Consider the following 26640-nt stretch of genomic DNA (forward strand, 5'->3'; position numbering starts at 1 on the left):
GGAGAGGAGGTGCTCTCTGAAAATCTTGTTTTAAAAATTAGTAAACCATCCCGGGAATTCCGCCACCAGGACCATTGCCATTATCGATCGGCTGATCCGGATTTTCTTTCATTTTCTTCAGGTTGGCATTACCTTTTGTTTCCCATTCCGCCAAAGCTTCCTTGACCGTTTTCTTATCTTGCAGAACCTCCTGGAACAATTGCTGTCCCGGTTCATAGATTGCTTGATGGAAATACGGATACTTGCTGTACAAGTTGGAAATATTGATTTTGGATGGCGGGGTCGGCTTCAGTGTGTAGAATGCCTCCACATTATAGGTCATGCCATCAAGCGGCTTCAAGAACTCCTTGCGTGCAACCATCTCATACGTGCTGCGGGACTTCAATTTTGCCCACTCTTTGCTGTTCATGAATTTGATAAACTTCCAGGCATCATCCGGGTTTTGGGCTTTATTGTTAATCCCCATCAGCGTGCTCAAGGACATGCTGCTGCCGATTCCAGGCGCCTCCGGGTGCTCCGGCAGGCTGACAACATCCCAATCCGGCATTTCAAAGCCTTCTTCCGCCTGATCCTTTGCGTTTCTCAGATCATTTACATAATAAGAGTTTGAAACCATCATCGCAACCTTGCCTTGGATAAAGAGATCATCCATATACGGCACATAACGTCCGTCTTCCTTTTGATTCTCGGAATACATTTTGTATACATCATCATTGGTTGGAGAAATTTTATCACGATACAAGCTGGCTACTTTTGTCCAGATTTTCTCCCAGCCATCGGAGTTGACCAGCATTTTGTCCATGTTATCGTCAAACATTTGCAACTGCAGCGGAGCAGCCATATTTTGGGTATCGCTGAATGGATCGCTGTAACGGTTCAGCATCAGACCGAAAACTTTTTTATCCGCATCCGGCTTGACAAAGCGGCGGCCCATTTCAATAATCTGATCCCACTGCATGCCATTTACCGGCGGTTCTACGCCTTCCTCACTGAACAGTTTCTTGTTATAAAACAGGGCTGACGAAGTAAAAGTTGGGGTCAGCGCATAGATTTTGTTGTCATTGCTCAGAGATTTGATACCCTCGAGCACCGTTGGCACGTAAGACTCGATATCGAACTTATCCTGCTGGATAAGCGGGTCAAGTTCTTTCATGCCGTTCTCTTCTATAAGACGGGACATCACATCCGGATCAGCCACAATGACGTCTACAGGATTGTCTCCGCTAATCAGTTTTTGGAACTCTTCGTACGGGTCCGGCTGCTCTTTCTTCTCATCATTGCCGCCGCGGGGACCATACATAGTATTGTAATCATTGGCCTGAACGATTTGAATTTCGATATTCTGGTTCATAACCTCAAATGTATCGGTATATTGCTGGCGGAAGTAGGATTCATTGTCCTTGCTTCCGTACATCATACCGATACGCAACACCCGATTTTCATTCTGTGATCCGCCGCTGCCCTTCGTACATGCTGCAAGCATGGACGACAAGAGTAAAATGGACATGCAGACTAATAATGTTTTGCGAAATGAGTTTCTCATCTCTTACCCCTCCAGTGATTTTGGTGCTGAGATAATAATTTTTTCTCCATCAAATTCCATTGACGCCTTATCTTTAATATTCAGCGCACTCAAGTAATCTCGTGGAATTTGCATCCGCCCGACGCGGTCAACAACAACATATTCCTCATGGACATGCTGCAATGCCCCCATACCCCGGACATCCTCAGCCGCCTGATCCAAATTCGGATTACGCTTGATAAACTCTGTACTGGTCAGACCGTCACGAATGGCGACTACACGGTCAACCTTGCCTGCAAGTGACAGGTCATGCGTAACGATAACAATCGTAATGCCGATTTCTTTATTCAGCTTGCGGAAAATATCCATAATCATATCCGAGGTCCGGCTGTCTACCGAGCCTGTCGGTTCGTCGGCCAGCAGCAGCTCCGGCTTGTTAGCCAGAGATATGGCAATCGCTACCCGCTGCTGCTCCCCTCCGGACAGCTGGTGAAGCTTGTTGCCCATCCGTTCCTTCAAGCCGACCCACTCCAGCAACTGCTTCGCATAGGCACGGTCAAGCTTACCCGAAAGAATCATCGGCATCTCCACATTTTCCAGAGCCGTCAAGTATGAAAGCAGGTTGCGGGCATTGTTCTGCCAAATGAAACCTACTGTGTCCCGCTTATAATGAACGAGATCATCATCGTTAATTTTCAGCAGGTCCCATTTTCCGACTCTGACTGAACCCGCTGAGGGGCGGTCAAGCCCCCCAAGCGTATTCAGCAGTGTTGACTTTCCGCTGCCGCTGTTGCCGATAATGGCCATCATTTCCCCTTTGCCGACGGACAGGTTCAATCCCTGGAGAGCAACGACCTCGAGATCGTCAGACTTATAAATTTTGACCAGGCCTTCACATTCGATCACGGCTTAACGCTCCTCTCCCATTTTCACCGCCTGATGTACGCGCAGCCTGCGGATATGCAGGAACAGCATCGTTGCACCAGTAAGCATCATAAAGGCGACTACAAAATAAATTTGCACCGTATCCTTCATATCAAAGACGATTCGGAATGGCGGCACTGAGGTCGCCACATTATCGGTCGTCTGCAGGAATGGCAAGAATAGCACACTCGCCAGACGCCCAATCAGTATTCCAAGCCCGATCGACAGTCCCGCAGTAAAGACCTGCTCCAGAAGCAGCATCCCGGTGAGCTGTCTCTTCGACAAGCCCATCGCCCGCAGTACGCCGAATTGAACGACACGCCCCGACAAGTTGAAGAACCAGTAGAGCACATAACCGGCCAGCGATACAATTACAGATACGAGGAACCCAAGGCTTAAGATTCCAAATACACCGCCCCGGGTCGGATGCTTCGCCTGTGTTGCCAGTTCAATCCTTACATCCTGAACTGAAGCAAGCTCAACATTCTTTTCCGTCAGCTCTTTCATGATATCTCCGGTCTTCGCTCCGTCCTTTACCTTCAGCCATACTTTATAAGGTGTCATCGGAACCTGATCGTAAATGTAATCCAGATTGGCGATAATGAACGGCGTCTTGTTCGGATATTGCGTCGGCCAGTACGGCAGAATGCCTACGACCACGAATTCGACCATGCCATCTGTCATGCCGGCCGAAATAATATCATTTACCTTGAGCTGATATTTCTCTGCTACATCAGAAGGAATAATAGCAGCATGCTCATAGGAACCAAGCAAATTCAAATATTGATACGGATGTGCCGGGAACAGGTCATTACGGAACCAGGCTACCTTGGCAAAGTCCGTATTATCAATACCCATTACATTTCCCTGACCGATTGAACGGCCGGATACGACGATGTTCGCTTTTGCGTTAAGAACCCGCGCCGCCGCTTCCACCCCTTCAAGGGTACGGTAGACTTCGAATGGCGGCTCCGAGTAAATCATCTTCGTTGGTCGCGGATTTTCATTGCCGCCTCCCGGACTTCCCGGATTGCCCCCGGGATTCCCGCCCGGATTCCCATTTCCAGGGTTGCCCGGCTGGTTGGGATTGTTAGGCTTAAGCGGTCTCTCCGGCTGGGCCGGCCATACGGATTCAATGACAACATCGGTACCGTATTGATATAGCGTACGCTCGGTGGAATTCAAATCAATTGTCCGTGCTGCCGAAGCATTGTACACCCCAAGCCCCAACGTCAGAATAAGCAAAATCATCAGCGGGTAATAGGACTTGGAGGAGCGGGACAACTGGGCAAGTGTTAAATAAAGCGGCACAGGCAAAAACTTTTTGCCGAGCCAGTTAAACAGCTTAAGCAGCCATGGGAAAATGCGCAGGAAGAACAGCCCCATCGCAAAGATCGCAAGCGCCGGAACAAAGAACAAGAACGGCTGTACGTTCAATTGATCGGTCGTCATCCCGGTCTGGAAGGATATCATCTGGCGTTCATTGAACAGATACCATCCATAGCCGGCCGCACCAAGCAAGAGTACATCCAGGAACCAGCGCTGCCAGATTGGACCACGGTCAGAACGCGCAAGCTGCTGCTTGTAATTGACGATCGAAGACCGGGCATAGATAATGGCTGGCACTACCGTTGCCAAAATCGCCAGAAAGATGGCAGCTCCTCCTGCAATCCATGCTTCTGTGGAGAATCCGATAGGAATTGACTTGCGGTCAACAAAGGTCAGGAACCCGTTTGCCGAGCCGATGCTTTTGGCCATGAACCATCCGAGCATTGGTCCTGCAGCCATTGCCACTGCACCAAGGAGAAGTCCCTCCAGCAGGTATATCCAAATAATTTGGCCTGTTCCCGCGCCGCGGCTCCGCAATACAGCAATATCGCTACGCTGCTTGTCGAGCGACTGCCTGGCATTCATAGCAATAAAGTAGAAGACCATGGCCAGCATCGGAATCGCCAGCGTAAAGAGCATCGTCTGCAACTGCAGGCTTTGCTTTTTGAAGTCCGATAAGATGGAAGCGAAAGAAATTTCCACCTTCGTATTTTTCAGCATTTGGTAAAGCTCAATATTCAACCGCTCTAGTGTATTACTTAAAGGCGACAGCTGGCTGGTTTTGATCTCTCTCAGATCAAACGCATAATACCAGTTGGCCGTATGGATTGGTGCCTTGTATTTGGTCAGGACGCCTTCATTAAACGCCTTTTCACTGATTTGAAATACATTCATCAGGCCTTCCAATCCTTGATACCAGTAAGGATCAGCAGCGTCCTTCGGCTTATATGCACCGACAATTTTAACACGCAGCTTTTGCCCGCCTACAGGATAAAGGAAAACATCTCCGACATGAATATCGTTGCGGTACATGCCCTCTTCCATAATGACAGCCTCAAGTATTCCGCCAGCATCGACTGCAGAAGCATTCACCCAGCGCCCTTGGGCAAGCTCGGCTTTCTCCTCCAGTCCGGTGCTTGTAATAAGCGACATCTGCCGCTTCCGGCTTGCATCGACTTTCGTCGGATCTTCCGGTGTAACCTCAGCATTGCGGACGCCAAGCGTCTCAACGAAGGTCTGATACGGAAATCCAATCTGCTTCGGAACCCCATCCTTTATGTACGATTTGACTGCATTTAATGAGGCCAGATCCGTTACTTCACCGCCGGAAGCCTGATATCTCATCAGGAGGGAACCGGCAGGCAAGCCTGTGCTCTGCTCCTGAAGCGAAGTAGCGACGACACGCTTCAGGGCGCCGTCCGCATACATCGGAATACTTGTTGCGAATGCCACTGCCAGTATCAGGCCCGCCAGCGTACTGATGGTAAGCCAGCGTGTGTTCCACATTTTGCGAAACAAAAAACGAAATAGCGGCATTCCCATAGATTATTTACCTACAACTTTCTGCCCCGGTTTCAATCCCTCCAGGATTTCTACCTGTGTGGATGTCTGCTGTCCGACAGCAACGTCGACCTCACGTCTTCCCTCTCCATCCACAAGCTGAACATAGGTACGTGAACCAATTATGCGCAGAGCCACAGGAGGAATAACGATGGCGTTTTCTTTACGGTTCGTAATGATTTTAATCGATAATGGCGTTCCGCGGTTCAGTCCTTCAGGCATTTTGTCCAGTTCAACAATGAGGAAATCCTCTGGCTTCTCGGAGTTGTTATTGTTGCCGCCGCCCGGATTGCCGTTGTTGTTATCGTCCTGTTTCATCGGGAACTGCTTGACTTTGCCTTTATGCTTGCCGGCATTGTTAATATCAACCTCAACCGGCATGCCGATCGCAATCTGGTTCAGCCTATCCTTGGAAACATTCGCTGCAACAACCAAATGCGACGTATCCGCAACGACTGCAATCGGGTCATAAGCTTTGATTGAATCACCCTTTTTTGCCGTTACCGAAATTACTGTGCCGGTAAAAGGTGCTGTCAGTTTTGCCTTGGCAATATCAGCTTCCTTGTCAGCCATATCCTGCTGCGCCTGTTCAAAAAGAATTTTGGCTTCCTCAAATTCAAGGTCTGTCATTTCGTCCCGCTTGCGAAGTGTTTCTTTCATTTTCACTTCCTGAGTGCGGAAGTTCAGACGATCAGAGCGAAGCTTTTTCTCCAAATCACTTACATCCAATTCGGCAATTACCTGGCCAGCCGTTACATTATCGCCGGGTTTGACGTTAATGCTTTTGAGCTTCATGCCATCCAACTGGAAAGAGGTCGTCTCTTCCTGCACGGACAGCATCTTGCCGCTTCCTGTAACCGTAGATTCCAGGGTTGTTGTTGTAACCGTATACTCCGGTTTCTTGGAAATCTGCGGAGGCGTGATCGGCGGCAAAACCTCCTCATCCTCTTCTTTTGGCAGCAGCGAACAGCCGCTGGTTACAACAAGTGATGCGCCAATCATAATCACAAGCGCAGTTTTCATCCATTTAACGCGTCTTTGCCGCTTCGGGCTTTTTTCCTGGTGAAGCTCCGTGGATATATTAGACGAATTTTCCGTCCACCATTTCGTAGACATGGTCAGCAACCTCCAAAATCGTAGGATCATGCGTTGTCATACAGATTGAAACGCCTTCGGTTTGAATAATATTTTTGAATACAGCCATAATTTGCGCCGACATCTGGGAATCCAGCTCTGCGGTCGGCTCATCCGCTAAAAGCAGGCGCGGACGGTGTGCAATCGCTTTAGCTATCGCCACACGCTGCTGCTCTCCCCCTGAAAGCTCAAACGGACGATGATGCATACGTTTTCCGAGGCCTACCAAATCAAGCACCTCGGTTACTCTCGGTTTCCATTGTGCTTTTGGCACCTTGGCCATTCGCAAGGAAAGCTCTACATTCTCATAAGCGGACAACAGCGGCATCAAGGCAAAAGCCTGAAAGATAAAGCCCATATCTTTCCTCCGGACTATGGTGCGCTTATCATCGCCCAGCTTGTGAAAAGGCTTGTCGTCGAACCAGATTTCCCCCTCAGTCGGCTGGTCGAGGCCTCCCAGCATGTTGAGCAGCGTTGTCTTCCCGGAACCTGAACGGCCTCTCAGCATGACTAGCTGCTGATATTGCACTTGCATATGTATGCCCTTGAGCACATGCAAAGGCTTGCCCCCAACCTGGAAGGTGCGGACAACACCTTGGACATTCATTAAAGGACCGCTCGGAACATCTCTGGCCTGCACAATCTCCTTGGCAGCGGCTGTCTCCTGTCCCACAGCGGATATGTCAGCTTCAATGGGAGTCTCGGCAGCTTCTTTCTCTTCTTTCTTATCAACCAAAGCCGCAGCTCCCGCTTTTTCTTTCTTCCACCATTTCATCGTATACTAAAGACCTCCCTTCCTTAATTTCAGACATCCATGGCCTGCTGCTGGCAGTCAGGCTCATTTTGCAGAGAAAAATATAAGCTGTGTTCAGCCAAGATGACTAAAATCCTCATTACAAAAATTAGAGTCTTTTCATATACAGTATAGACGGTGCAGTCCGACAAAAAGTTACGTTATTTGAGCATAAAATATTTAAAGATTCCCTTAAGAAACAAGAAAACTTTCAAAAGGGCGTTTTTTCAAAAAAATGACAACTTTGTTTTTCACTTAAATATCAGCCATCTGAGATCATTAATATTGGATTAAAATTCTTTTAGATAATGTGAGAACGCTTTCCTCTCTGTTCACCATTTCACAAACACAGCTCCCATCTTCCATAAAAAAGGTGAATAACCTTTTGCAAACACTCATTTGCTCAAAATAAAAAGGCGCGGGCTGCAGCCCGCGCCTCTCATTAATGAATTAATTGCCGAATGACTGAGGGTTCTCGCGCCAGGATTTCAGCAGCGCAACCTCTCCTTCTTGAATCTTTCCAAGCTCCAAAGCGGCATCAATCAATGCCGTATAGTTGGACAGTGTAGCCAGCGGAATGCCAGCCTCGCGGAATCCTTCTTCAGCACGTGCCAACTGATAGGTGAAAATCGCGACTACACCTTGTACTTCTCCGCCGGCTTCAGCAACGGCCTGAGCCGCTTTAATGGAACTGCCTCCAGTGGAGATCAGATCTTCAATCACAACCACTTTTTGGCCTGCCGCCAGTTTGCCTTCGATCTGGTTTTGCTTGCCGTGCCCTTTTGCTTTGTCACGGATATAAATCATTGGCAGACCCAGCTTTTGCGATACCCATGCCGCATGGGGAATACCGGCAGTCGCTGTTCCTGCGATTACATCTGCATCCGGGTACAGCTCCTTCACCAAAGCTGCGAAGCCTTCCGCAACGATATCACGAATCGCCGGGAAAGACATGGTCAGCCGATTGTCACAGTAAATCGGGGATTTGATGCCCGAAGTCCAGGTGAATGGGTCATTCGGACGCAACGCTACAGCTTCAATATTCAGCAAGTGCTTGGCAATTTCCTTAGGCAAATTGGCAAGTGAAAGGTTACTCATCTTTGAACCAGCTCCTCTATAATAGTTTCCAGTGCTGCGCGCGGATCAGCAGCCGCCGTAATCGGCCGTCCAATCACCATGTAATCCGTTCCGGCATCCAGTGCCTGGCCCGGTGTCATAATCCGGGACTGGTCTCCGATGTCCGCTCCGGCAGGACGGATACCCGGAGTAATGGTTTTAAAAGCTAGTCCGCATGTGTTCTTGATCAGCCCGACTTCTTTCGGCGAAGCTACTACACCGTCGAGTCCGGCCTGCTTGGTCAGCTCAGCGTAGCGAACGACAGCTTGCTCTACCGTTCCGGCAATGCCTATCTCATCATTAAGAACCGGCTGGCTTGTGCTTGTAAGCTGAGTGACGGCAATAATGAGCGGCCGTTTTAATCCCGTTCCGACCAGTGCCTGTTCAACACCTTCCACAGCAGCTTCCATCATCTTCAGTCCGCCTGCTGCATGGACATTGAATACATCCACGCCCAGCTTGGCAATGCTGTTCGCTCCGCCTTTGACGGTATTCGGAATATCATGCATTTTCAAATCAAGGAATACATGATAGCCGCGCTTCTTCAACCCTTCAATAAATGCCGGGCCGGCAGCATAGTAGAGCTGCATGCCTACCTTTACAAAACAAGGGATACCATCCAGTTCACGAAGCAGCTTCTCTGCTCCTGCCGCATCCGGGTAATCCAGCGCAACCATGACGCGGCCTGCCGCTTCCTCACGTGTTAGCGTATGCACATTGGACATTCCAAACCCTCCTTATAGGTTGACAGAATAGACGGCCTGCCTGCCGCACCCGTCTTCCCTCAGCGGGAGACGGGTGGCAGCCGGAGGCCGCTTGATTCGGTTTTATTAGGATTGCAGTACAGGCATTGCGCGGGAAGAGAAGTTGATTGTCTCCAGCATGTTCAGCAATGCGCGTACAGTATCCAATGATGTCATACATACGACGCCGTTCTCTACTGCTTCACGGCGAATCCGGAAACCGTCACGCTCAGGCGTTTTGCCTTTTGTCAGCGTGTTGACAACAAAGTTCGCTTGTCCTCCACGGATCAGATCGAGAATGTTAGGCGTACCCTCGCTCAGTTTGTTGACGCGGGTGACCCGCAGGCCAGCCGCTTCCAGTGCGGAGGCTGTTCCGCCAGTTGCGATAATGTTGTAGCCAAGCTGGTAGAAGCCTTTCAGAATTTCGATGGCTTCTTCCTTGTCCTTGTCCGCAACAGTCGCAATGATTCCGCCAGTTGCCGGAATCTTCATGCCAGCGCCGATGAGACCTTTGTACAGGGCTTTGGCATATTGAACATCGCGGCCCATAACCTCGCCTGTCGATTTCATCTCAGGAGTCAGCGTCGGGTCAACACGGCGCAGCTTCGCAAAAGAGAATACCGGCACTTTAACCGATACATATTCATCTTCAGGCCAGAGTCCGTCGACATAGCCGAGATCAGCCAGCTTTGTGCCTAGAATCGCCTTGGTCGCCAGGTTTGCCATCGGAAGGTTCGTTACCTTACTCAAGAATGGCACTGTACGGGAGGAACGAGGGTTAACCTCGATCACATACACCTTCTCCTGATGGATAACGAACTGGATATTTACAAGTCCGATAACTTTCAGTTCTTTAGCGATATTGATTGTGATGTCAATAATCTGATCCTTGATATCCTGGGACAGTGATTGTGGCGGATACACCGCAATCGAGTCTCCGGAGTGAACGCCTGCGCGCTCAACATGCTCCATGATACCCGGAATCAATACCGTCTCGCCATCACAGATCGCGTCAACCTCTGCTTCTTTGCCAAGCATGTAACGGTCAATCAGAACCGGATGCTCCGGGTTGATCTTCACAGCCTGCTCCATGTAGCTGAGCAGCTCCTGGTCAGAGTACACGATTTCCATTGCACGTCCGCCCAGTACGTAGGAAGGACGCACCAGTACAGGATAACCGAGCCCGCTTGCCACATTTACAGCTTCGGATACCGAAGTAACTGTTGTACCTTCCGGCTGGGCAATTTTCAAATTGCGCAGGAGCGCTTCGAATTTCTTGCGGTCTTCCGCAGCGTCGATGGATTCCAGGCTGGAGCCGAGAATTTTGACACCGGCACGGCTCAGCGGAGCAGCCAGGTTAATAGCCGTTTGTCCGCCAAACTGTACGATAACGCCGATCGGCTTCTCCTGCTCGATGACATTCATGACATCCTCAAAGAACAACGGCTCAAAGTAGAGACGGTCTGAGGTGTTGAAGTCTGTCGATACTGTTTCCGGGTTGTTATTGATAATAACAGCCTCGTAGCCCGCATTTTGAATCGCCCAGACTGCATGAACGGTAGAGTAGTCGAACTCAATCCCTTGTCCGATCCGGATTGGTCCGGAGCCCAGCACCAGCACTTTTTCTTTTTGCGTTTCGATGACTTCATTTTCGGTCTCGTATGTCGAGTAATAGTAAGGCGTTGTCGCCTCAAACTCTGCTGCGCAAGTATCTACCATTTTGTATACCGGGCGGATATTTTGCGCAAGGCGGAACTCGCGAACTTGAACTTCAGTTGTATAAGCAGCACCTGGTTGTCCTTCCCCGCGAATCTCGGCAATTGAACGGTCGGTGAAGCCCATACGCTTGGCTTTGTACAGCAGTTCTTGAGTGAACTCAGAAGTTTTGCGAAGCTCGTCCTCAAACTGTACGATACGCTCCAGCTTATCGAGGAACCACCAGTCGATTTGCGTCAAGTCCTGGATCTGCTGAAGACTCCAGCCGCGGCGGAATGCTTCCGCCACCAGGAACATGCGCTCGTCATCCGGCTTTTGCAGACGGGTAGTCAGGACAGCATCATCCAGGCTCGAAGCATCCTTTAGATGAATGCGGTGTGCGCCAATTTCCAGCGAGCGGACCGCTTTATGAATCGACTCTTCGAAGGTACGGCCAATTGCCATAACTTCACCAGTCGCCTTCATTTGTGTACCCAACTTGCGGTTCGCAGAAATAAATTTGTCGAACGGCCAGCGTGGAATTTTCGATACAATATAGTCCAGTGTCGGCTCAAAGCAAGCGTAGGTTTGGCCTGTTACAGGGTTTACGATCTCATCCAGCGTGTAGCCAATCGCAATTTTTGCTGCCATTTTGGCAATCGGATAGCCTGTTGCCTTGGATGCAAGCGCAGAGGAGCGGCTTACACGCGGGTTAACCTCAATGACATAGTATTGGTAGCTTTGCGGGTCCAAAGCGAATTGTACGTTACAGCCGCCCTCGATGTTCAGGGCGCGGATAATTTTCAAGGAAGCGGAACGCAGCATTTGATACTCGCGGTCAGACAGCGTCTGGCTTGGAGCAACCACGATACTGTCACCGGTATGAACACCAACCGGGTCGAAGTTTTCCATGTTGCATACAACGATACAGTTATCAGCCGCATCTCGCATAACTTCATATTCAACTTCCTTCAAGCCGGCGATGCTTTTCTCGATCAGACATTGATTAATCGGGCTGTAGCGGATACCAGAAGCCACGGTTTCAACCAGTTCTTCTTCATTCGAACAAATACCGCCGCCAGTTCCACCCAGCGTGTAAGCCGGACGCACGATAATCGGATAGCCGATTTCGTTGGCGAACACAACAGCTTCCTCAACAGTTGTTACGATAACACTCTCCGGTACCGGCTGCTCAAGTTCACGCATCAGATCACGGAACAAATCACGGTCTTCCGCTTTCTCAATTGCTGTCAGCTGTGTACCGAGCAGCTTCACATTTTCACGTTCCAGCACGCCTGCGCGGGCCAGTTCAACCGCCATGTTCAGACCTGTCTGTCCGCCCAGTGTAGGCAACAGTCCGTCAGGACGCTCTTGGCGAATGATTTGCGTTACGAATTCCAGGGTAATGGGTTCGATGTAGACTTTGTCTGCCATGTTCGTATCGGTCATGATGGTAGCCGGGTTGCTGTTGATCAGCACAACCTCCATGCCTTCTTCTTTCAGTGCCTGGCAAGCCTGCGTTCCTGCATAGTCAAACTCTGCCGCTTGGCCGATGACGATCGGACCGGAGCCGATGACGAGAATTTTTTTGAGTTCATTATTTTTGGGCATATTGAAGTTCTCCTTTCAACGTTTCCGACAGCTCAGCCTGACGCGGTTTTTTCGGGTTATTGCGTTTGTGCTCACGAATCATCTCAATAAATTGATCGAACAGATAGCTGGAATCAAAAGGTCCCGGCGCTGCCTCCGGATGGTACTGCACAGTGAAGGCAGGATGAACATTATGCTTCAATCCTTCGATTGTACGGTCATTGTTATTAATGTGGGTCACAGACAAGTCAGTACCGGCAATGGTTTCTTCCAGCACAGTGTAACCATGGTTTTGCGATGTAATGAAGCAGCGGCCGCTTGCCAGTTCTTTAACCGGATGGTTTCCGCCGCGGTGTCCGAATTTCAGCTTGTCTGTATCCGCGCCGCAAGCAAGTGCAAACAACTGATGTCCCAGACAAATTCCGAAGATCGGATATTCGCCTAGCAATTCCTTGATTGTTTCCGCAGCATGCATGACATCTTTAGGGTCGCCAGGTCCGTTGGAAAGCTGAACGCCATCCGGGTTCAGGCGGCGGATCTGCTCTGCTGTTGTATCATGAGGCACAACGACTACATCGCAGCCGCGCTTGGTCAGCTCTCTCAGAATACCACTCTTCGCGCCAAAGTCCATCAGAACGATACGCTCCTTGTCTCCAGGGCTGGAGAAAACATGCTTGGTAGAAGTCCGGGCAACCTGATCCGTCATCAATGGAACAGCTTTCAGACGTTCGAGAAGTTCTGCCTCGCTCTCGCTGCCGGTAGTCAAAATTCCCTTCATTGTTCCGTGATGGCGCAAAATTCGGGTGAGCATGCGAGTGTCGATATCGCTGATGCCCGGAATGCCATACTCTTTCAGAAGGTGGTCCAGGGAATATTGTGCGCGCCAGTTGCTTGGTACAGGCTCATGACGACGCACGACAAAGCCATGTATATAAGGGCGAACCGCTTCGAAGTCATCACGGTTGATCCCATAGTTCCCGATCAAAGGATATGTCATGGTTACAATTTGACCGCAATAGGACGGATCGGACAGCACTTCCTGGTATCCTGTAATTCCTGTATTAAATACTACTTCTCCTGCAGACTCAGCCTCAGCGCCAAACGATTGCCCTGTAAACAAGGTTCCGTCCTCTAACAACAATCTTGCTTGCATGTCATATCACTCTCCTAGTTAACTGTAACTTATCTTTCCGTTATGTTCTCTATCTATCCTGCGCTTATTCGGACCAGGCAACCGTGCCGTCTACGATCGTCAGGGTTGGCCAGCCTTGCAGCTTCCAGCCGCCGAACGGCGTATTTTTACCTTTGGATACAAAGCTTTGCGGATCAACCTCACGCTCATTTTCCAGATCGATCAGGGTCAAATCAGCAGGTGCGCCTGTTTCCAGACGGCCGCTGCCCAGTCCAAATACTTGTGCAGGTTTGCTTGTCATGCGTTCCAGCAGGAAGCCGAGGCTCCACTTGCCGGTTTTTACGAATTTGGTGTACATAAGCGGGAAAGCCGTTTCGAAGCCTGTAATTCCGAATGGTGCAAGCAGCATCCCGCGTGCTTTCTCCTCCGCACTGTGAGGAGCGTGGTCGGTTACGATAATATCAATCGTTCCGTCCTCGATTCCTTCAATAACCGCTTGTACATCACGCGGCGAACGCAGCGGCGGATTCATCTTCCAGTTGGCATCCATCGAAGGGATGTCTTCATCCGACAGAATCAGATGGTGCGGGCAAACCTCTGCAGTAACGTTAATGCCGACCTGCTTCGCCAGACGGATCAGGCGTAACGATTGCTCCGTGCTGACATGGCATACATGGTAATGAACGCCTGTTGCCTCTGCAAGCAGCACGTCGCGCCCGACATGGATTGCTTCCGATTCATTGGGAATTCCCTTTAGTCCGTTTTCACGTGCGAATTTGCCGTCCGTTACCGCAGCGCCTACAACAAGCGAATCATCTTCACAGTGAGCGATAATCGGCATTCCGAGCGAGTGAGCCAATGCCATCGCATCTTTCATCATTTGCGCATTTTGTACGCCGACACCGTCATCGGTAAATCCGATTGCGCCCGCTTCCTTCAATGCGGCAAAGTCTGTCAGTTCGCGGCCCAGCTCATTTTTGGTAATTGCCGCATATGGAAGCACTTTAACCGCGCCTTTGTCTTTTGCCTTATCGAGAATGTACTTGATTGTATCAGGCGTATCCGTAACCGGACGCGTGTTAGGCATGCAGGCGATCGTCGTAAATCCGCCCTTTGCCGCAGCCAGTGTACCCGTTTCAATATCTTCTTTATATTCAAAGCCAGGGTCGCGCAAGTGAACATGCATATCGATCAATCCTGCGGAAACCAGCTTGCCTTGTGCGTCAATAACTTCTGCGCTGCCCGTATCAGGAAGCTCGGCTGTCAGCTCAGCGATTTGTTTGTCCTTAATCCGAATATGGAGCGTTTTGAGTTCGTTTGTTTCGTTGTCCCATACTTTGCCGTTCACAATCCATAATGACATTGCCGCCATTCCCCTTTCTTATTGAAGCGATCTTTCAATTACAGCCATGCGTACCGGAACGCCGTTTTGCATCTGCGGGAAAATTCGCGATTGCGGGTGCTCAACCAGCACATCGTCAATTTCCACATTCCGGTTAACCGGTGCAGGGTGCATGATGATAGCGTGCGGTGCTATCTTTGCAGCCCGCTCTGCTGTCAGTCCAAAGTGCTCCCTGTAATCCTCTGCTGATTTGATCATGCCACTTTCATGCCGTTCAAGCTGGACACGCAGCATCATGATCACATCAGCTTTGAGCGCTTCATCAATGCTTACAATCGGTGCACCCAATTCAGGAGCCTGCATATTCGGAGGAGCGCAGAAGACAACCTTCGCACCGAATTTCGTGAGTGCCCACAAATTCGAGCGCGCTACGCGGCTGTGCAGAATATCGCCAACGATGGCGACTGTCAGCCCCTTCAAATCCCCAAATTGCTTGCGCATTGTGTACATATCGAGCAGTGCCTGCGTCGGATGCTCGTTGTTGCCGTCTCCGGCATTAATGAGCGGCACTTTGATCTTCTCGGCCAGCTCTGCCAGTACACCGTTTGGTTTCAACCGGATCACTCCAGCGTCAATTCCCATCGATTCCAGCGTACGCACCGTATCGTAAATCGATTCGCCTTTCTGCACACTGGATACGGCAGCAGAGAAGTTCAGCACCTCCGCACCAAGTCTTTTTTCAGCTACTTCAAAAGAGAAGCGGGTTCTCGTACTGTTCTCAAAAAACATATTGGCAACGAATTTGCCGGACAGCACCGGGTTGACCTTCTCCGGGTGATTTTCCCAGTAAGCTGCACGATTCAGAATCGAATCAATTTCCTCTCGTCCCAGCTCTTTCAGTCCCAACAAGCTTTTTTGCCTGATTTGAGTCAATGTCATCCCGCTTGCCCCCTATGATGTATAATCGTTACTTTGTCGGTTCCGTCAAATTCGGTTAAGGATACGTTAATTTCTTCAAGTTTGGACGTTGGCACATTCTTGCCCACATAATCCGGCCGGATTGGCAGTTCGCGGTGTCCCCGGTCAACCAGAACAGCCAACTGGATCAGCTGCGGCCGACCACGATCCATCAGGGCGTCCATCGCAGCGCGAATCGTTCTGCCAGTATAAAGTACATCATCGATGAGGATCACTTTTTTGTTCTGGATTGAAACCGGCTGGCCTCCATTTTCCAGACAGGCAGCTGATTCCCCCGCAGCCTCAGTCAATCTTCCATTTTCGCGATCATCGCGGTAAGAAGTGATATCCAGTTCTCCCACCTGGACGGGCTTGCCTTCAATCTCTTCTACCCGCTCGGCAATTCGCTTCGCCAGGTAGATGCCGCGGGTCCGTATACCCACGAACAGGCAATCATCGATGCCTTTGTTTTTCTCTACAATTTCATGTGCAATTCTTGTCAGTGCTCTGCGAATTGCAGTATCATCCATAATGACATGCGGATCTTGCATCATTTCTGCTGCCTCCTTCCGGTCGTAGTAAGCGCGAACTTGTCCAATTATCCATGGATCAAAAAAACTCCTTGCGGCGGGCGCAAGGAGTCTGAGGGCAGAAAAACAGCCACTTCGTGCAAGAAGCCATAACTAAGCCGCAGCCTAGCCGCTTCCTGTGCAACGAAAGAGCTTTCCAACCTATCACGCTACCTTGACAGCCTCACGGGACTGCACTTAAAGGTACTTCTATTCGATTAGATTGAATTATGCCACGTTCGACAAAAGATGTCAAGAGGTGAAGAATGGAAACAGTGCGGAGCATGTGGGAGGAAATGCGGAAGGATTGTGTGACATGCCTGCCTCCGGGGCGGGGTTGTACTTCCGATCGCTGTTACCCTCTGATTTCCCCTTATCTCCCCCACCCAGTGTAGGAAATCAGAGGATAAAGGCGAACGCTTGCGCTTCTCCAGTACAACCCCGCCCCTTCAACAATGTCCCCACACTGTTTTTATGAAAAGAAGAAGTGCTAAGCGCGTATTACACCTCCGCGCTTAGCTTTATGTTGTGTGAGTAGTGCTAGAGCTTATTCACAATAAAAATTTTGAAACAAGTTGAAAAATTAATGGAATTCGGAATTTAATCATGATTCTTTCTAATCAACAAGTTTAATATAGCAAAAGCAATAAAAAAGGCAAAGAGATCCCTGGATCTCTTTGCCTGATTTATGTTTCCGCCCCACTTACAGACTCAGCTTACGAATACGCTCAACAGCTTTCTCGGTATTTTCGCGGCTTCCGAATGCTGTCAGACGGAAGTAACCTTGTCCGCTTTGGCCGAACCCTACACCCGGTGTTCCGACAATGTGCGCTTCAGAGAGCAATTTGTCAAAGAAAGACCAGGAGTCCAGACCTTGCGGAGTTTTCAGCCAGATGTAAGGAGCATTCACACCGCCAAACACTTCAAGACCGATCGACTGCAGTCCATCCCGGATAATAGCCGCGTTCGTCATGTAGTAGTCCACGGTCTCGGCAATTTGCGCTCTTCCTTCCGGAGAATAAATCGCTGCTGCGCCGCGCTGGGTGACATAGGATACACCGTTGAACTTCGTCGTGTGACGGCGGTTCCACAGATCATTCACGATAATGGTGTTGCCGTTCTCGTCCAAAGCCTTCAGCTCGCGCGGAACGACTGTGTATGCGCAGCGTACACCCGTGAATCCGGCTGTCTTGGAGAAGCTGCGGAATTCAATCGCCACTTCCTTGGCGCCTTCAATTTCATAAATGCTGTGCGGCACATCATCTTCACGAATAAATGCTTCATAGGCAGAGTCGTACAAAATAATGCTGTTGTTGGCCCTTGCGTAATCTACCCAATGCTTCAGCTCTTCCTTCGTCAATGTCATCCCTGTCGGATTATTCGGGTAGCACAGGTAAATCAGATCCGCTCTGCGGGATGGCAGGCTAGGCTTGAACTGGTTCTCGGAACTGCTTGGCAAGTAAACCATATTTTCGTACTGGTTCGTCTCTTTGTTGAATTTGCCGGAACGGCCTGCCATAACGTTCGTGTCCACGTAAACCGGATAGACAGGATCCTGAACCGCTACGATTGCATCCTGGCTGAAAATCTCCTGGATGTTTCCGACATCACATTTGGATCCGTCACTGACAAAAACTTCGTTGGTGTTCAAATCAATGCCACGGGATTTGTAATCTCCCTCAATAATCGCATTGATCAGGAAATCATAACCTTGTTCCGGTCCATAGCCGCGGAATGAGCCGGGTTGGGCCAGCTCATCCACTGCGCTGTGCATTGCATCTACAACTGCTTGCGGCAATCCAAGTGTTACATCACCGATACCAAGGCTTATAATTTGCGCATCCGGATTTTCCTGCATGAATTTCGTTCTGCGCTTGGCAATTTCGGAAAAAAGATAGCTGCCCTGCAGCTCTGTATAGTTCTGATTAATTTTCGTCATTAGTCTCACCCTTCTTCGTGGATCTTCCTTACTTAAAGGATATCCTGTTTTGAGGATGGAAATAATGAAGAATTTAGCGAAAAGTTTGTACTATTCGCTTGTTCATGCGATTAAACCTTACTGTGTACGTAAGTTTTGCAGCTCGAACGCCATATCCTCCGGAATCGGACGCTCAAATTCGATATATTCTCCAGTACGCGGATGCTTGAATCCAAGCACAGCAGCATGAAGCGCCTGGCCTTTAAGTGCGATTGTCTTGTTGCGGCCGTATACCGGATCTCCAGCGAGCGGGTACCCGATGTATTTCATATGGACACGAATTTGATGCGTACGTCCGGTCTCAAGCTGCAATTGGAGCAGGCTAAAATCCCCCAGTCTCTCCAGCACGACAAAGTGCGTCACCGCCTCCTTGCTGTTGCGGCTGGTGACCATGTACAACTTGCGGTCATGCGGGTCCCGTCCGATAGGAGCATCTATAGTACCTTGATCATGGGGAACGTTGCCGTGTACAAGGGCCAGATACTTTCTGGTTACCGTGTGAGCCTTTAACTGCTCGGCGAGTGAGTGATGCGCAACATCGTTTTTTGCAGCCATTAGCAGGCCGGAAGTGTCCTTGTCAATCCTGTGCACAATACCTGGACGAACCTGACCATTAATACCCGACAGGTCTTTACAATGGTGCATGAGCGCGTTGACGACCGTACCGGACGGATGGCCCGGAGCAGGATGAACGACCATGCCGCGCGGCTTGTTAATGACGATGACATCACTGTCTTCATATACAACGTCAAGCGGGATGTCTTCAGGGACAATTTCCGCTGTCTCCGGCTCAGGAATTGTCAGCAAAACTTTGTCGCCCGCAGCAAGTTTCACATTAGCCTTGGAATTGCGCCCGTTGACGAGCACATGGCCCTGCTTGATCCAATCCTGCACTTGGGTTCTGGATACATCTGCACCAGCTTGTTCTGTAACGAACTTGTCCAGCCTCTCGCCTGCCTGGTCAGCGTCGATGTCCCATTCAAGCGTCTGTCCTGCTGCTTCATCTGTTTCATCTGCCTCTTCTGTTACATCTGATTCGAATTCCAATTCTAATTCCTGTTCGTCAATATGTTCATTAAATGGATTGTTCACTGTGATCATTGCCTTCCTTTTCCTTCTTGCTTTCTTCCTTCATAGACAAAATCGTATCGAGCAAAATAAGCGCAACCCCGCATACGATTGCGGAATCGGCGATGTTAAAGATCGGGAAAATATAGCTGCCAAAGGTGAATTGCAAAAAGTCCACCACTTCCCCGTACAATGCACGGTCAAGGAAGTTGCCTACAGCACCGCCCAGAACGAGGCCAAGCGCCGAAAGCAGCATTGGCTTGCCTGATTTCCGGTTCATATAGATGTACCCGATAATTCCGGCGACAACGATAACGGTTATGATTAGAAAGAATATCCGCTGTCCCTCCAAAATACCGAATGCAGCCCCTTTATTCCGATGGGAAGTAATGATGAAGAAGTTGCCGATTACGCTGATTTTATCTGCGATTTCCAAATTCGTTGAAATCATCTTCTTCGTTACCCAGTCGATGATGAACACGACCACTGCAATCCAGTAATAATAATACGTTCTCATTCGTTCCCCTCCGGCAATTTGCGATTGGCTGATTTTACTAGCTTCTCGCCACTATTTATTGCGAACATTGTACCACAATTGCGGTATGTATCACCAGCAACGCAATCGTCCCAAGTCCTCTTAAAGCCCAATTAAAAGCAGCTCGGCTGATAAATGAATTTGCTGTCTTCCGAGAAAACTATATGCATCCGTTATTTCCGGAGGTACTTCTAAAGCCCTCGAAAGGAGCATATTCCCGTCATGCGAAATCTTACCGAACAACAACTGCTGAAGCTGCATAAGCGGCTTTTGGAAGACAGGCGTGATATTGAACAGCGGATTTCTGATCATGAGCATTACGGGCTTGGAGACTCGTTTAAGGATAGTACAGGCGAGCTCTCCCCGATTGACAATCATCCAGGCGATGTGGCAACTGAGCTGTATGAGCGTGAAAAAGATATTGCCCTGCATGAGCAGGAAGAACTGCATTTGGTCCGCATTGAAGCAGCACTGAACGCTATTCACAAGGAACAGTATGGCCTATGCCAAACTTGCGGCCAGCCGATTCCTTATGAGCGTCTGGAGGCAATGCCTGATACCTTATACTGCGTAGAGCATGCTCCGCGGCAATTTGTATCGGATGCCCGGCCTGTAGAAGAACAGTATTTATCCCCGCCATTCGGGCGTACCAGCATGGATGAGAGGGAGGACTATAACGGCTTTGACGGTGAGGACGCCTGGCAAATTGTCGAGCAATGGGGCAATTCGGACTCTCCGGCCATGGCTGAGCATCCGGGAGGCGACTATGACCAGCTCAGTATTGAAGCGGATGAAAATGACGGGTTTGTCGAGCCGCTTGAGAGCTTCCTTGCCACCGACATAACCGGCAATCACAAAGCATTCTACCGCAACAGCCACTATCGCAATTACTGTGATACAGGCGAAGGCGATTTAACGCTTGAATTTAGTGACGATGATTTGTAAATTTATAAATGCAGGTATCTTCAAAAAAGCTCCCGCTCTGATTTTGTCCCTTGTTACCGGGGACATAGCCAGAGGGGAGCCGTTTTACATTTTTAGATTAGTTATGCAATCGCGATACCGATCGTTCTGTCACCAGCCTGTGCCTGCTCCATATTGGCTGCATCGCCATAAGCAATGGAGTTGACAAGCACATTTTCCTTCAATACATGCTCGAAGGCTTGTGCAGCAGCCAGCAGTTCCTCATCCAATTTCAAGGTCAGGACAATCCGCTTCTCAATCGGCAGGTCAAGCTTCTTGCGCGTATCCTGAACCGCACGGATAATTTCACGAACCCAGCCTTCCTGTACAAGCTCCGGTGTAATGTCCGTATTTAGCGCAACGGTCATCAGATAGCCGGATGCCGAAGCAAAACCGGATTTCGCCTGTTTCTCGACAAGCAGCTCATCGACGCCAATTTCGAGCAGTTCCCCTTCGGCTGTTGTAAAGGTAAACGACCCTTTACTTACAATCGCTGAGGTTTCACTGGAGCTAAGCCCTTTCAGATAACCCTGAATCGGACCTACATGCTTGCCGTATTTTTTACCAGCCAGCTTCAGGTTCAGCTTCAGAATGAAATCTACAAAGCCGTTATCATCATTCTGAACGATAATTGCTTTGACATTGATTTCATCTTTAATGATTTCCTCATACTCAGCCAGATTAAAGCTGCGGTCCAGGGAAACAATCAGCTCAGACAGCGGCTGTCTCGTTTTGACGCCTGTCTCATTGCGTACATTGCGCGCCAGCTCAACGATCTGCTGCGCCGTCTCCATATCGCGCTCCAGCGCCTCATCGATGGCATTCTCATCAGCCTTCGGATAATCTGTCAGGTGAACGCTTTGGCCTCCGCCCAAATTCAAGTAAATTTCATCTGCAATAAGCGGCGCATACGGAGCAATCACACCGGATAGTGTCAGCAACACCTCACGCAGCGTCTGGTAAGCATTGACTTTGTCTTCGCCCAGTCCGCTTCCCCAGAAACGGTCACGGGAACGACGGATATACCAGTTGCTCAGCTCGTCGACAAATACCTCGATTGCCTTAGCTGAATTCAGGAAGTCATTCGCATCCAGCCCTTTGCTGACTTGCTTGATCAATGAATTCAATCTCGACAGAATCCAGCGATCCAGCTTGTTCGCAGACGGTTTGACTTCATGCTGCTCTGCATCGAACTGGTCGATTGTCGCATACAGCACATAGAAGGCATGCGTATTTACAAGCGTGTCGATCACTTTGGACTTGGCTTCACCTACAATACCGCGGGAGAAGCGCTTGCTGCTCCAAGGCGCACTGTCGGCCAGAAGCGCCCAGCGGAAGGCATCCGTTCCGTATTCATTAATGATCTCCCACGGATCGATAACATTCCCTTTGGACTTGGACATCTTCTGTCCATTTTCATCGAGAATATGTCCGGTTGAAATAACCGCTTTGTACGGCGCTTTGCCCGTGTACAGCGTCGAGACAGCGAGCAGGCTGTAGAACCAGCCGCGTGTCTGGTCAATTCCTTCACAGATCATATCCGCCGGGAACTGATCCTCGAACGTCTCTTTATTCTCGAACGGATAGTGATGCTGTGCAAAAGGCATCGATCCGCTGTCGAACCATACGTCAATAACTTCGGATGTTCTGCTCATTACACCGCTTTCGCAATGCGGACATTTCAGATGAACGTCATCCACATACGGTTTGTGCAGCTCGATATCCTCAGAGACAGCCTGAGCAGCACGGCTGCGCATATCCTCTACGCTGTGAGGCGCATATTCGCCTTTGCAATCGCCGCATACCCATACGTTAAGAGGAGTTCCCCAATAGCGGTTACGGCTGATATTCCAGTCCACGACATCTTCCAGGAACTTGCCGAAGCGGCCTTCCTTAATATGACCCGGGAACCATTCCACGGAGTTATTATTGGCAATCAGCTGATCTCTTACAGCTGTTGTTTCAATGAACCAGCTCTCCATCGCATAATAGATGAGCGGCGTTTTACAGCGCCAGCAAAATGGATAGCTGTGCTCATAGCGCTCTTTGCTGAACAGCAGGTTGCGTTCGCTGAGCATTTTAACAATATCGATATCAAGCTGTCCGTCTTTGACGAACCGGCCGGCAAAATCAGTTACAACATCGGTATATTTACCTGCATTGTCCACCACATTCAGCATGCCGATCTTGTGCTGGCGGGCAGCCTTATAGTCATCATCACCGTGGGCAGGTGCAATATGAACAATTCCCGTACCACTTGATTCGGTAACAAAGTCAGCAGCAATTACGACATGTCCGTTCTCCACAGTAGCGTAACTGAACGGCGGCTCATAGGCAAGACCAGCCAGCTCGGAGCCTTTTACAGAGCCGGTGATTTCGTAGTCTTCTTTCATGACCTTCTCAACCAGATTCTCGGCCACTATAAAAGTCTCGTCATTTTTGCTTACTTCTACATAGACCAGCTCAGGATTTACAGCAAGCGCGACGTTGGCCGGCAATGTCCACGGCGTAGTCGTCCAGGCCAAAATCGAAGCGTTGCGCTCCTTCAGTCTGAACTTCACGGTGGCGCTCAAGTCTTTAACATCCTCATAGCCCTGTGCGACTTCATGGGAGCTGAGTGTTGTCTGGCAATCCGGGCAGTATGGGCTTACGCGATGTCCGCGGTACAGCAGCCCTTGGCTGTGCAGCTTCGCGAGAATCGTCCAGATACTCTCGATATAGCTGTTATTCAGCGTTATATAAGGATTCTCCATGTCCGTCCAGTAGCCGATTGCTTCGGTCAGCTCGCGCCATTGCTTTTCATAATCGAATACGCTTGCTTTACATTTCTTGACGAACTCTTCTACGCCATACTTTTCGATCTCCTGCTTGCCCGAGATACCCAGCTGCTTTTCAACGCCAAGCTCTACAGGCAGACCATGTGTATCCCAACCAGCCTTACGGACAACCCGGTAGCCGGACATCGTTTTGTAACGGCCGATGAAATCCTTGATAACCCGGCCCAGCACATGTCCAATATGGGGCGCACCGTTAGCCGTCGGCGGGCCATCATAAAATACAAAATTCGGTTTGCCTGCACGATTTTCGATTGACTGCTTGAACGTATCCTCTTTCTTCCACTTCTCCAGCACCTTCAGCTCGCGGCTGCGTGCTTTTTCCTTGACATCCACACGATTCATTGCCATGTCCAAAGCTCCTTTTCCCTGTTGATTTCATGACTTGCCTGCTATGCTCAAAAGCATTTTCCGGAGGACAACAGCAGTTTTCCGCAAAAAACAAAAAAAGCCACATCCCAAATAGGGACGAGGCCTGCTCGCGTTACCACCCTGTTTCCGGTCCATCCTGCGGTCCGGCACCTTCATCACGGACAATCATCCGTGTTCCCTGTAACGGGGGATACCGGCAATGCTTACTTGCATGTTCAGCACTGCTTCTCGGAGAGGATATTCCGCGGCGGCTTGATCATCGGCTCCCAGCATACACCGATTCTCTGGAGATCAATTCTGCTGCATACTTGTTCTCGTCATCGAAATTCAAACCATTATTACTACTATTTATACCCTTCCGCAATCCAAATGTCAACCGGCACCGGTCATTTGTCCAGATTGGCAGCGGCTTCACGGGAAGCTTCATCCAGCGAATTCCAGCCGTCCTGGCTAAGCAACTCAAGCTGCGCCTCCACAAGCGTGCGGAATCTTGCCCGGTAGATGGAAGCCTGCTTTTTTAGCTCCTCGACCTCAAGCGCAACTTTGCGCGACTTGGCCAGTGAATCGTTAATAATGCGGTCAGCGTTTTTCTCGGCTTCTTTAATGGTAAGCTGCGCTTCTTTTTTGGAGTTGTTCTTCACTTCGTCGGCTGCTTCCTGGGCTACAATAATCGTTTTGCTCAGCGTCTCTTCGATGTTGGCAAAATGGTTCAGCTTCTCCTGAAGCGCCAGTACCTGATTTTGAAGCTCCTTGTTCTCGCGGATGATGCTCTCGTAATCTTTGATCACCTGGTCGAGAAACTCGTTAACCTCATCCTCATCGTAACCGCGCAGACGGCGGCCGAATTCTTTATTATGTATGTCCAATGGCGTCAACGGCATTGGCGCACCTCCTAATGAAATGACGATTGACCTGATACTCCCTGCTATGGGTTCGACAAAAGCGGATCAAATTCCTGCCTTATGTCAAATAAATTTACCTGCCTTCACGCGAATACGGCCTTTTTTCGTCATTCCCTCAACATCCAGCAGCTTGAATCTTCCCAATCCCTGTATAGACACAACATCTCCGGCACCAAGCAGCTTCGAGGGGTCCTCAGTCTGCTTCCAATTGACCCGGCAGCGGCCGGCTCTAATCGGATCAACGATTTTGGCACGGCTGATGCGGTAAACATCACTGCATATCCCGTCCAGCCGGAGGGAGGCCACTGTAAAGCTGATCTCTTCCAATTGCTGGCTGGATACCCGGAGCTGGTCAGCCGGAAGAATATCTGTCCATACATTTGCGCGATGAACCTGGCGCAGATGGAGATTCATGAAGTCTGCAATTTCTTCCGCGACAAGGCAATGGCAGCCATCCTCAAGAACATGAATATCGCCAATACGGTCCCGCTTGATCCCAAGACCAAGAATAGCCCCCATGTAATCACCGTGATCGAGCTCGGACAGCGACTTGTCCGTCGAAGAGACGGACAGCACAACAATGCCCGCAGGCTCGTGCTCAAGCGGCCTGTAATCTGGAGCAATAATGGCCCGCTTGCGCTCTGCCTCCGGGCTGCCCCCGTCCAGCCTCACGGCAACATCAACATTCCGGTTAACCAGTGTAGTGAGAATATAGGCCTGCCGCGGATCAAGGAAGTCGGTGCGCTTCAGCTCATGCAGCTGGCCGGCACGCTCCACCCATTCCCAGGCACGGTCAACAAATGACCGCTCATCGGGATGGAAGTGATCGTAGAACTCGGTTCTCATAATCCAGGTGCGATAAACCGGATAACAGCAATCAGCCCCATGGCGACAAAACGGAGGGCAAATACAGCTACGATCGGGGAAATATCCAGCATTCCGCCAATTGGTGGAATGAAGCGTTTGAAAATGGACAGATACGGCTCAACGAGCTTCCCCAGGAATTGCCCGATAAAGCTTTCCCTGGCATTCGGGAGCCAGGATAGCAATACATAACCAATAATCATGAACGTGTAAATGGATTGAATCGTATTAATAAAATTTTCCACTTTAACTAAGGTCACCTCGTTTTACTGTAGTCAATGATCATCGGCCAAAATTTCGGATATGGTGCCTTGAATTTCAACGGAGTCCGGTGTGCACAAGAAAATATTGCCCCCCAGCTTGGAAATATTCCCGTTAAGCGCGTACACCGTACCGCTCAAAAAATCCAGAATGCGCAGCGCCTGATCCGTTCTAACTCGCTGCAAGTTGACAACAACAGGACGCCTGGAGCGAAGATGCTCCGCAATTTCCTGTGCTTCCTCGTAGGAGCGGGGCTCATTCAGCACAACACGTACATTTTTCTGGCTGTGAATGCTGACCACATTATTTGTTCTCGAATTATTCTTACGTGATTCAAAGGGAGTGGTTTCAGCTTCTTGGGAATCCTGTCTCGGTGACTTGTTGTCCTGATCTATTATTTCCTCCACTTCATCCTGCAAGCCAAAGAAGCTCATAAAACGGTTCATGACACCCATCT

At 49.7% G+C, this 26640-nt stretch carries 19 protein-coding genes, 2 pseudogenes and 1 other annotated feature; of the genes and pseudogenes, 1 reads left to right on the plus strand and 20 read right to left on the minus strand.

Going from position 1 to position 26640, the window contains the following annotated elements:
• Positions 1 to 37: 37 nt before the first annotated feature.
• The 15 genes and pseudogenes from H583_RS33295 to lspA form a co-directional block, all read right to left on the minus strand.
• Complete coding sequence (locus H583_RS33295; RefSeq protein ID WP_036709896.1) at positions 38 to 1543, minus strand: ABC transporter substrate-binding protein; 1506 nt, start codon at positions 1541 to 1543, stop codon at positions 38 to 40.
• 368 nt (positions 1544 to 1911) lie between these two features.
• Positions 1912 to 2332, minus strand: a pseudogene (locus H583_RS38165) (ABC transporter ATP-binding protein); the annotation flags it as partial.
• 99 nt (positions 2333 to 2431) lie between these two features.
• Positions 2432 to 5317: an ABC transporter permease gene (locus H583_RS0117425; protein WP_028561587.1), complete on the minus strand. Its 2886-nt coding sequence runs from the start codon at positions 5315 to 5317 to the stop codon at positions 2432 to 2434.
• A 3-nt stretch (positions 5318 to 5320) separates the two neighbouring features.
• Positions 5321 to 6451 (minus strand): efflux RND transporter periplasmic adaptor subunit, encoded by a 1131-nt coding sequence (locus tag H583_RS0117430; RefSeq protein ID WP_028561588.1) that lies wholly within the window; start codon positions 6449 to 6451, stop codon positions 5321 to 5323.
• Positions 6417 to 7244, minus strand: coding sequence for an ABC transporter ATP-binding protein (locus tag H583_RS0117435; protein WP_081667304.1), 828 nt, complete (start codon positions 7242 to 7244; stop codon positions 6417 to 6419). Before H583_RS0117435 ends, H583_RS0117430 begins: the two co-directional genes overlap by 35 nt.
• A gap of 468 nt (positions 7245 to 7712) precedes the next feature.
• Positions 7713 to 8360 (minus strand): orotate phosphoribosyltransferase, encoded by a 648-nt coding sequence (gene pyrE / locus H583_RS0117440; protein ID WP_028561590.1) that lies wholly within the window; start codon positions 8358 to 8360, stop codon positions 7713 to 7715.
• The gene (gene pyrF, locus H583_RS0117445; RefSeq protein ID WP_028561591.1) at positions 8357 to 9103 is read right to left on the minus strand and encodes an orotidine-5'-phosphate decarboxylase; all 747 of its coding nucleotides are present in this window, start codon (positions 9101 to 9103) and stop codon (positions 8357 to 8359) included. Before pyrF ends, pyrE begins: the two co-directional genes overlap by 4 nt.
• A gap of 105 nt (positions 9104 to 9208) precedes the next feature.
• Positions 9209 to 12427, minus strand: coding sequence for a carbamoyl-phosphate synthase large subunit (gene carB, locus H583_RS0117450; RefSeq protein WP_028561592.1), 3219 nt, complete (start codon positions 12425 to 12427; stop codon positions 9209 to 9211).
• Positions 12414 to 13559, minus strand: coding sequence for a carbamoyl phosphate synthase small subunit (locus H583_RS0117455; protein WP_028561593.1), 1146 nt, complete (start codon positions 13557 to 13559; stop codon positions 12414 to 12416). Before H583_RS0117455 ends, carB begins: the two co-directional genes overlap by 14 nt.
• A gap of 64 nt (positions 13560 to 13623) precedes the next feature.
• Positions 13624 to 14901, minus strand: a complete 1278-nt coding sequence (locus tag H583_RS0117460; RefSeq protein WP_028561594.1) for a dihydroorotase — start codon at positions 14899 to 14901, stop codon at positions 13624 to 13626.
• Between the two features lie 18 nt (positions 14902 to 14919).
• Positions 14920 to 15819, minus strand: a complete 900-nt coding sequence (locus H583_RS0117465) for an aspartate carbamoyltransferase catalytic subunit (protein WP_028561595.1) — start codon at positions 15817 to 15819, stop codon at positions 14920 to 14922.
• Positions 15816 to 16391 carry a bifunctional pyr operon transcriptional regulator/uracil phosphoribosyltransferase PyrR gene (pyrR, locus tag H583_RS0117470; RefSeq protein ID WP_028561596.1) on the minus strand — a complete coding sequence of 192 codons (576 nt, stop codon included), beginning with the start codon at positions 16389 to 16391 and terminating at the stop codon, positions 15816 to 15818. The genes H583_RS0117465 and pyrR overlap by 4 nt, the downstream gene beginning before the upstream one ends.
• 718 nt (positions 16392 to 17109) lie before the next feature.
• Positions 17110 to 18345 carry an LL-diaminopimelate aminotransferase gene (locus H583_RS0117475; RefSeq protein ID WP_028561597.1) on the minus strand — a complete coding sequence of 412 codons (1236 nt, stop codon included), beginning with the start codon at positions 18343 to 18345 and terminating at the stop codon, positions 17110 to 17112.
• A 117-nt stretch (positions 18346 to 18462) separates the two neighbouring features.
• Positions 18463 to 19485 carry an RluA family pseudouridine synthase gene (locus H583_RS0117480; RefSeq protein ID WP_051236568.1) on the minus strand — a complete coding sequence of 341 codons (1023 nt, stop codon included), beginning with the start codon at positions 19483 to 19485 and terminating at the stop codon, positions 18463 to 18465.
• Positions 19460 to 19969, minus strand: a complete 510-nt coding sequence (gene lspA / locus H583_RS0117485; protein ID WP_028561599.1) for a signal peptidase II — start codon at positions 19967 to 19969, stop codon at positions 19460 to 19462. Before lspA ends, H583_RS0117480 begins: the two co-directional genes overlap by 26 nt.
• Before the next feature lie 240 nt (positions 19970 to 20209).
• On the opposite strand from lspA, the gene H583_RS0117490 reads away from it, so the two are divergent.
• Positions 20210 to 20932, plus strand: a complete 723-nt coding sequence (locus H583_RS0117490) for a TraR/DksA C4-type zinc finger protein (RefSeq protein ID WP_028561600.1) — start codon at positions 20210 to 20212, stop codon at positions 20930 to 20932.
• A 101-nt stretch (positions 20933 to 21033) separates the two neighbouring features.
• Here the strand turns inward: H583_RS0117490 and ileS are convergent, their stop codons facing one another.
• The 5 genes and pseudogenes from ileS to H583_RS0117515 form a co-directional block, all read right to left on the minus strand.
• Entirely contained in the window at positions 21034 to 24129 is a 3096-nt protein-coding gene (gene ileS / locus H583_RS0117495; RefSeq protein WP_028561601.1) for an isoleucine--tRNA ligase, read from the minus strand.
• Positions 24130 to 24245: 116 nt separating this feature from the next.
• Positions 24246 to 24486 (minus strand) — a binding site (T-box leader).
• Positions 24487 to 24542: 56 nt separating this feature from the next.
• A complete protein-coding gene (locus tag H583_RS0117500; RefSeq protein WP_028561602.1) occupies positions 24543 to 25037 on the minus strand; it encodes a DivIVA domain-containing protein in 495 nt (164 codons plus the stop codon).
• 84 nt (positions 25038 to 25121) lie between these two features.
• Positions 25122 to 25904: a YlmH family RNA-binding protein gene (locus H583_RS0117505; protein WP_028561603.1), complete on the minus strand. Its 783-nt coding sequence runs from the start codon at positions 25902 to 25904 to the stop codon at positions 25122 to 25124.
• Positions 25901 to 26167, minus strand: a complete 267-nt coding sequence (locus H583_RS0117510) for a YggT family protein (RefSeq protein WP_281170129.1) — start codon at positions 26165 to 26167, stop codon at positions 25901 to 25903. The genes H583_RS0117505 and H583_RS0117510 overlap by 4 nt, the downstream gene beginning before the upstream one ends.
• An 11-nt stretch (positions 26168 to 26178) precedes the next feature.
• A pseudogene (locus H583_RS0117515) lies at positions 26179 to 26638 on the minus strand (cell division protein SepF).
• Positions 26639 to 26640 lie beyond the last annotated feature (2 nt).

The organism is Paenibacillus pinihumi DSM 23905 = JCM 16419 (assembly GCF_000422505.1).
In the GTDB taxonomy this organism is placed as follows: domain Bacteria; phylum Bacillota; class Bacilli; order Paenibacillales; family Paenibacillaceae; genus Paenibacillus_D; species Paenibacillus_D pinihumi.

Bases quoted from the DNA above. Each gene is read 5' to 3' on its own strand.
- pyrF (WP_028561591.1), bottom strand. From the start codon at position 9,103: ATGTCCAATGTGCATACGCTAACACGTGAGGAAGCGGCAGGCCGCGTC.
- pyrE (WP_028561590.1), bottom strand. From the start codon at position 8,360: ATGAGTAACCTTTCACTTGCCAATTTGCCTAAGGAAATTGCCAAGCAC.
- H583_RS0117475 (WP_028561597.1), bottom strand. From the start codon at position 18,345: ATGACGAAAATTAATCAGAACTATACAGAGCTGCAGGGCAGCTATCTT.
- lspA (WP_028561599.1), bottom strand. From the start codon at position 19,969: ATGAGAACGTATTATTATTACTGGATTGCAGTGGTCGTGTTCATCATC.
- carB (WP_028561592.1), bottom strand. From the start codon at position 12,427: ATGCCCAAAAATAATGAACTCAAAAAAATTCTCGTCATCGGCTCCGGT.
- H583_RS0117500 (WP_028561602.1), bottom strand. From the start codon at position 25,037: ATGCCGTTGACGCCATTGGACATACATAATAAAGAATTCGGCCGCCGT.
- H583_RS0117490 (WP_028561600.1), top strand. From the start codon at position 20,210: ATGCGAAATCTTACCGAACAACAACTGCTGAAGCTGCATAAGCGGCTT.
- H583_RS0117425 (WP_028561587.1), bottom strand. From the start codon at position 5,317: ATGGGAATGCCGCTATTTCGTTTTTTGTTTCGCAAAATGTGGAACACA.
- H583_RS0117435 (WP_081667304.1), bottom strand. From the start codon at position 7,244: ATGAAATGGTGGAAGAAAGAAAAAGCGGGAGCTGCGGCTTTGGTTGAT.
- H583_RS0117480 (WP_051236568.1), bottom strand. From the start codon at position 19,485: ATGATCACAGTGAACAATCCATTTAATGAACATATTGACGAACAGGAA.
- H583_RS0117430 (WP_028561588.1), bottom strand. From the start codon at position 6,451: ATGTCTACGAAATGGTGGACGGAAAATTCGTCTAATATATCCACGGAG.
- H583_RS0117455 (WP_028561593.1), bottom strand. From the start codon at position 13,559: ATGCAAGCAAGATTGTTGTTAGAGGACGGAACCTTGTTTACAGGGCAA.
- H583_RS0117465 (WP_028561595.1), bottom strand. From the start codon at position 15,819: ATGACATTGACTCAAATCAGGCAAAAAAGCTTGTTGGGACTGAAAGAG.
- pyrR (WP_028561596.1), bottom strand. From the start codon at position 16,391: ATGATGCAAGATCCGCATGTCATTATGGATGATACTGCAATTCGCAGA.
- H583_RS0117505 (WP_028561603.1), bottom strand. From the start codon at position 25,904: ATGAGAACCGAGTTCTACGATCACTTCCATCCCGATGAGCGGTCATTT.
- ileS (WP_028561601.1), bottom strand. From the start codon at position 24,129: ATGAATCGTGTGGATGTCAAGGAAAAAGCACGCAGCCGCGAGCTGAAG.
- H583_RS0117460 (WP_028561594.1), bottom strand. From the start codon at position 14,901: ATGTCATTATGGATTGTGAACGGCAAAGTATGGGACAACGAAACAAAC.
- H583_RS33295 (WP_036709896.1), bottom strand. From the start codon at position 1,543: ATGAGAAACTCATTTCGCAAAACATTATTAGTCTGCATGTCCATTTTA.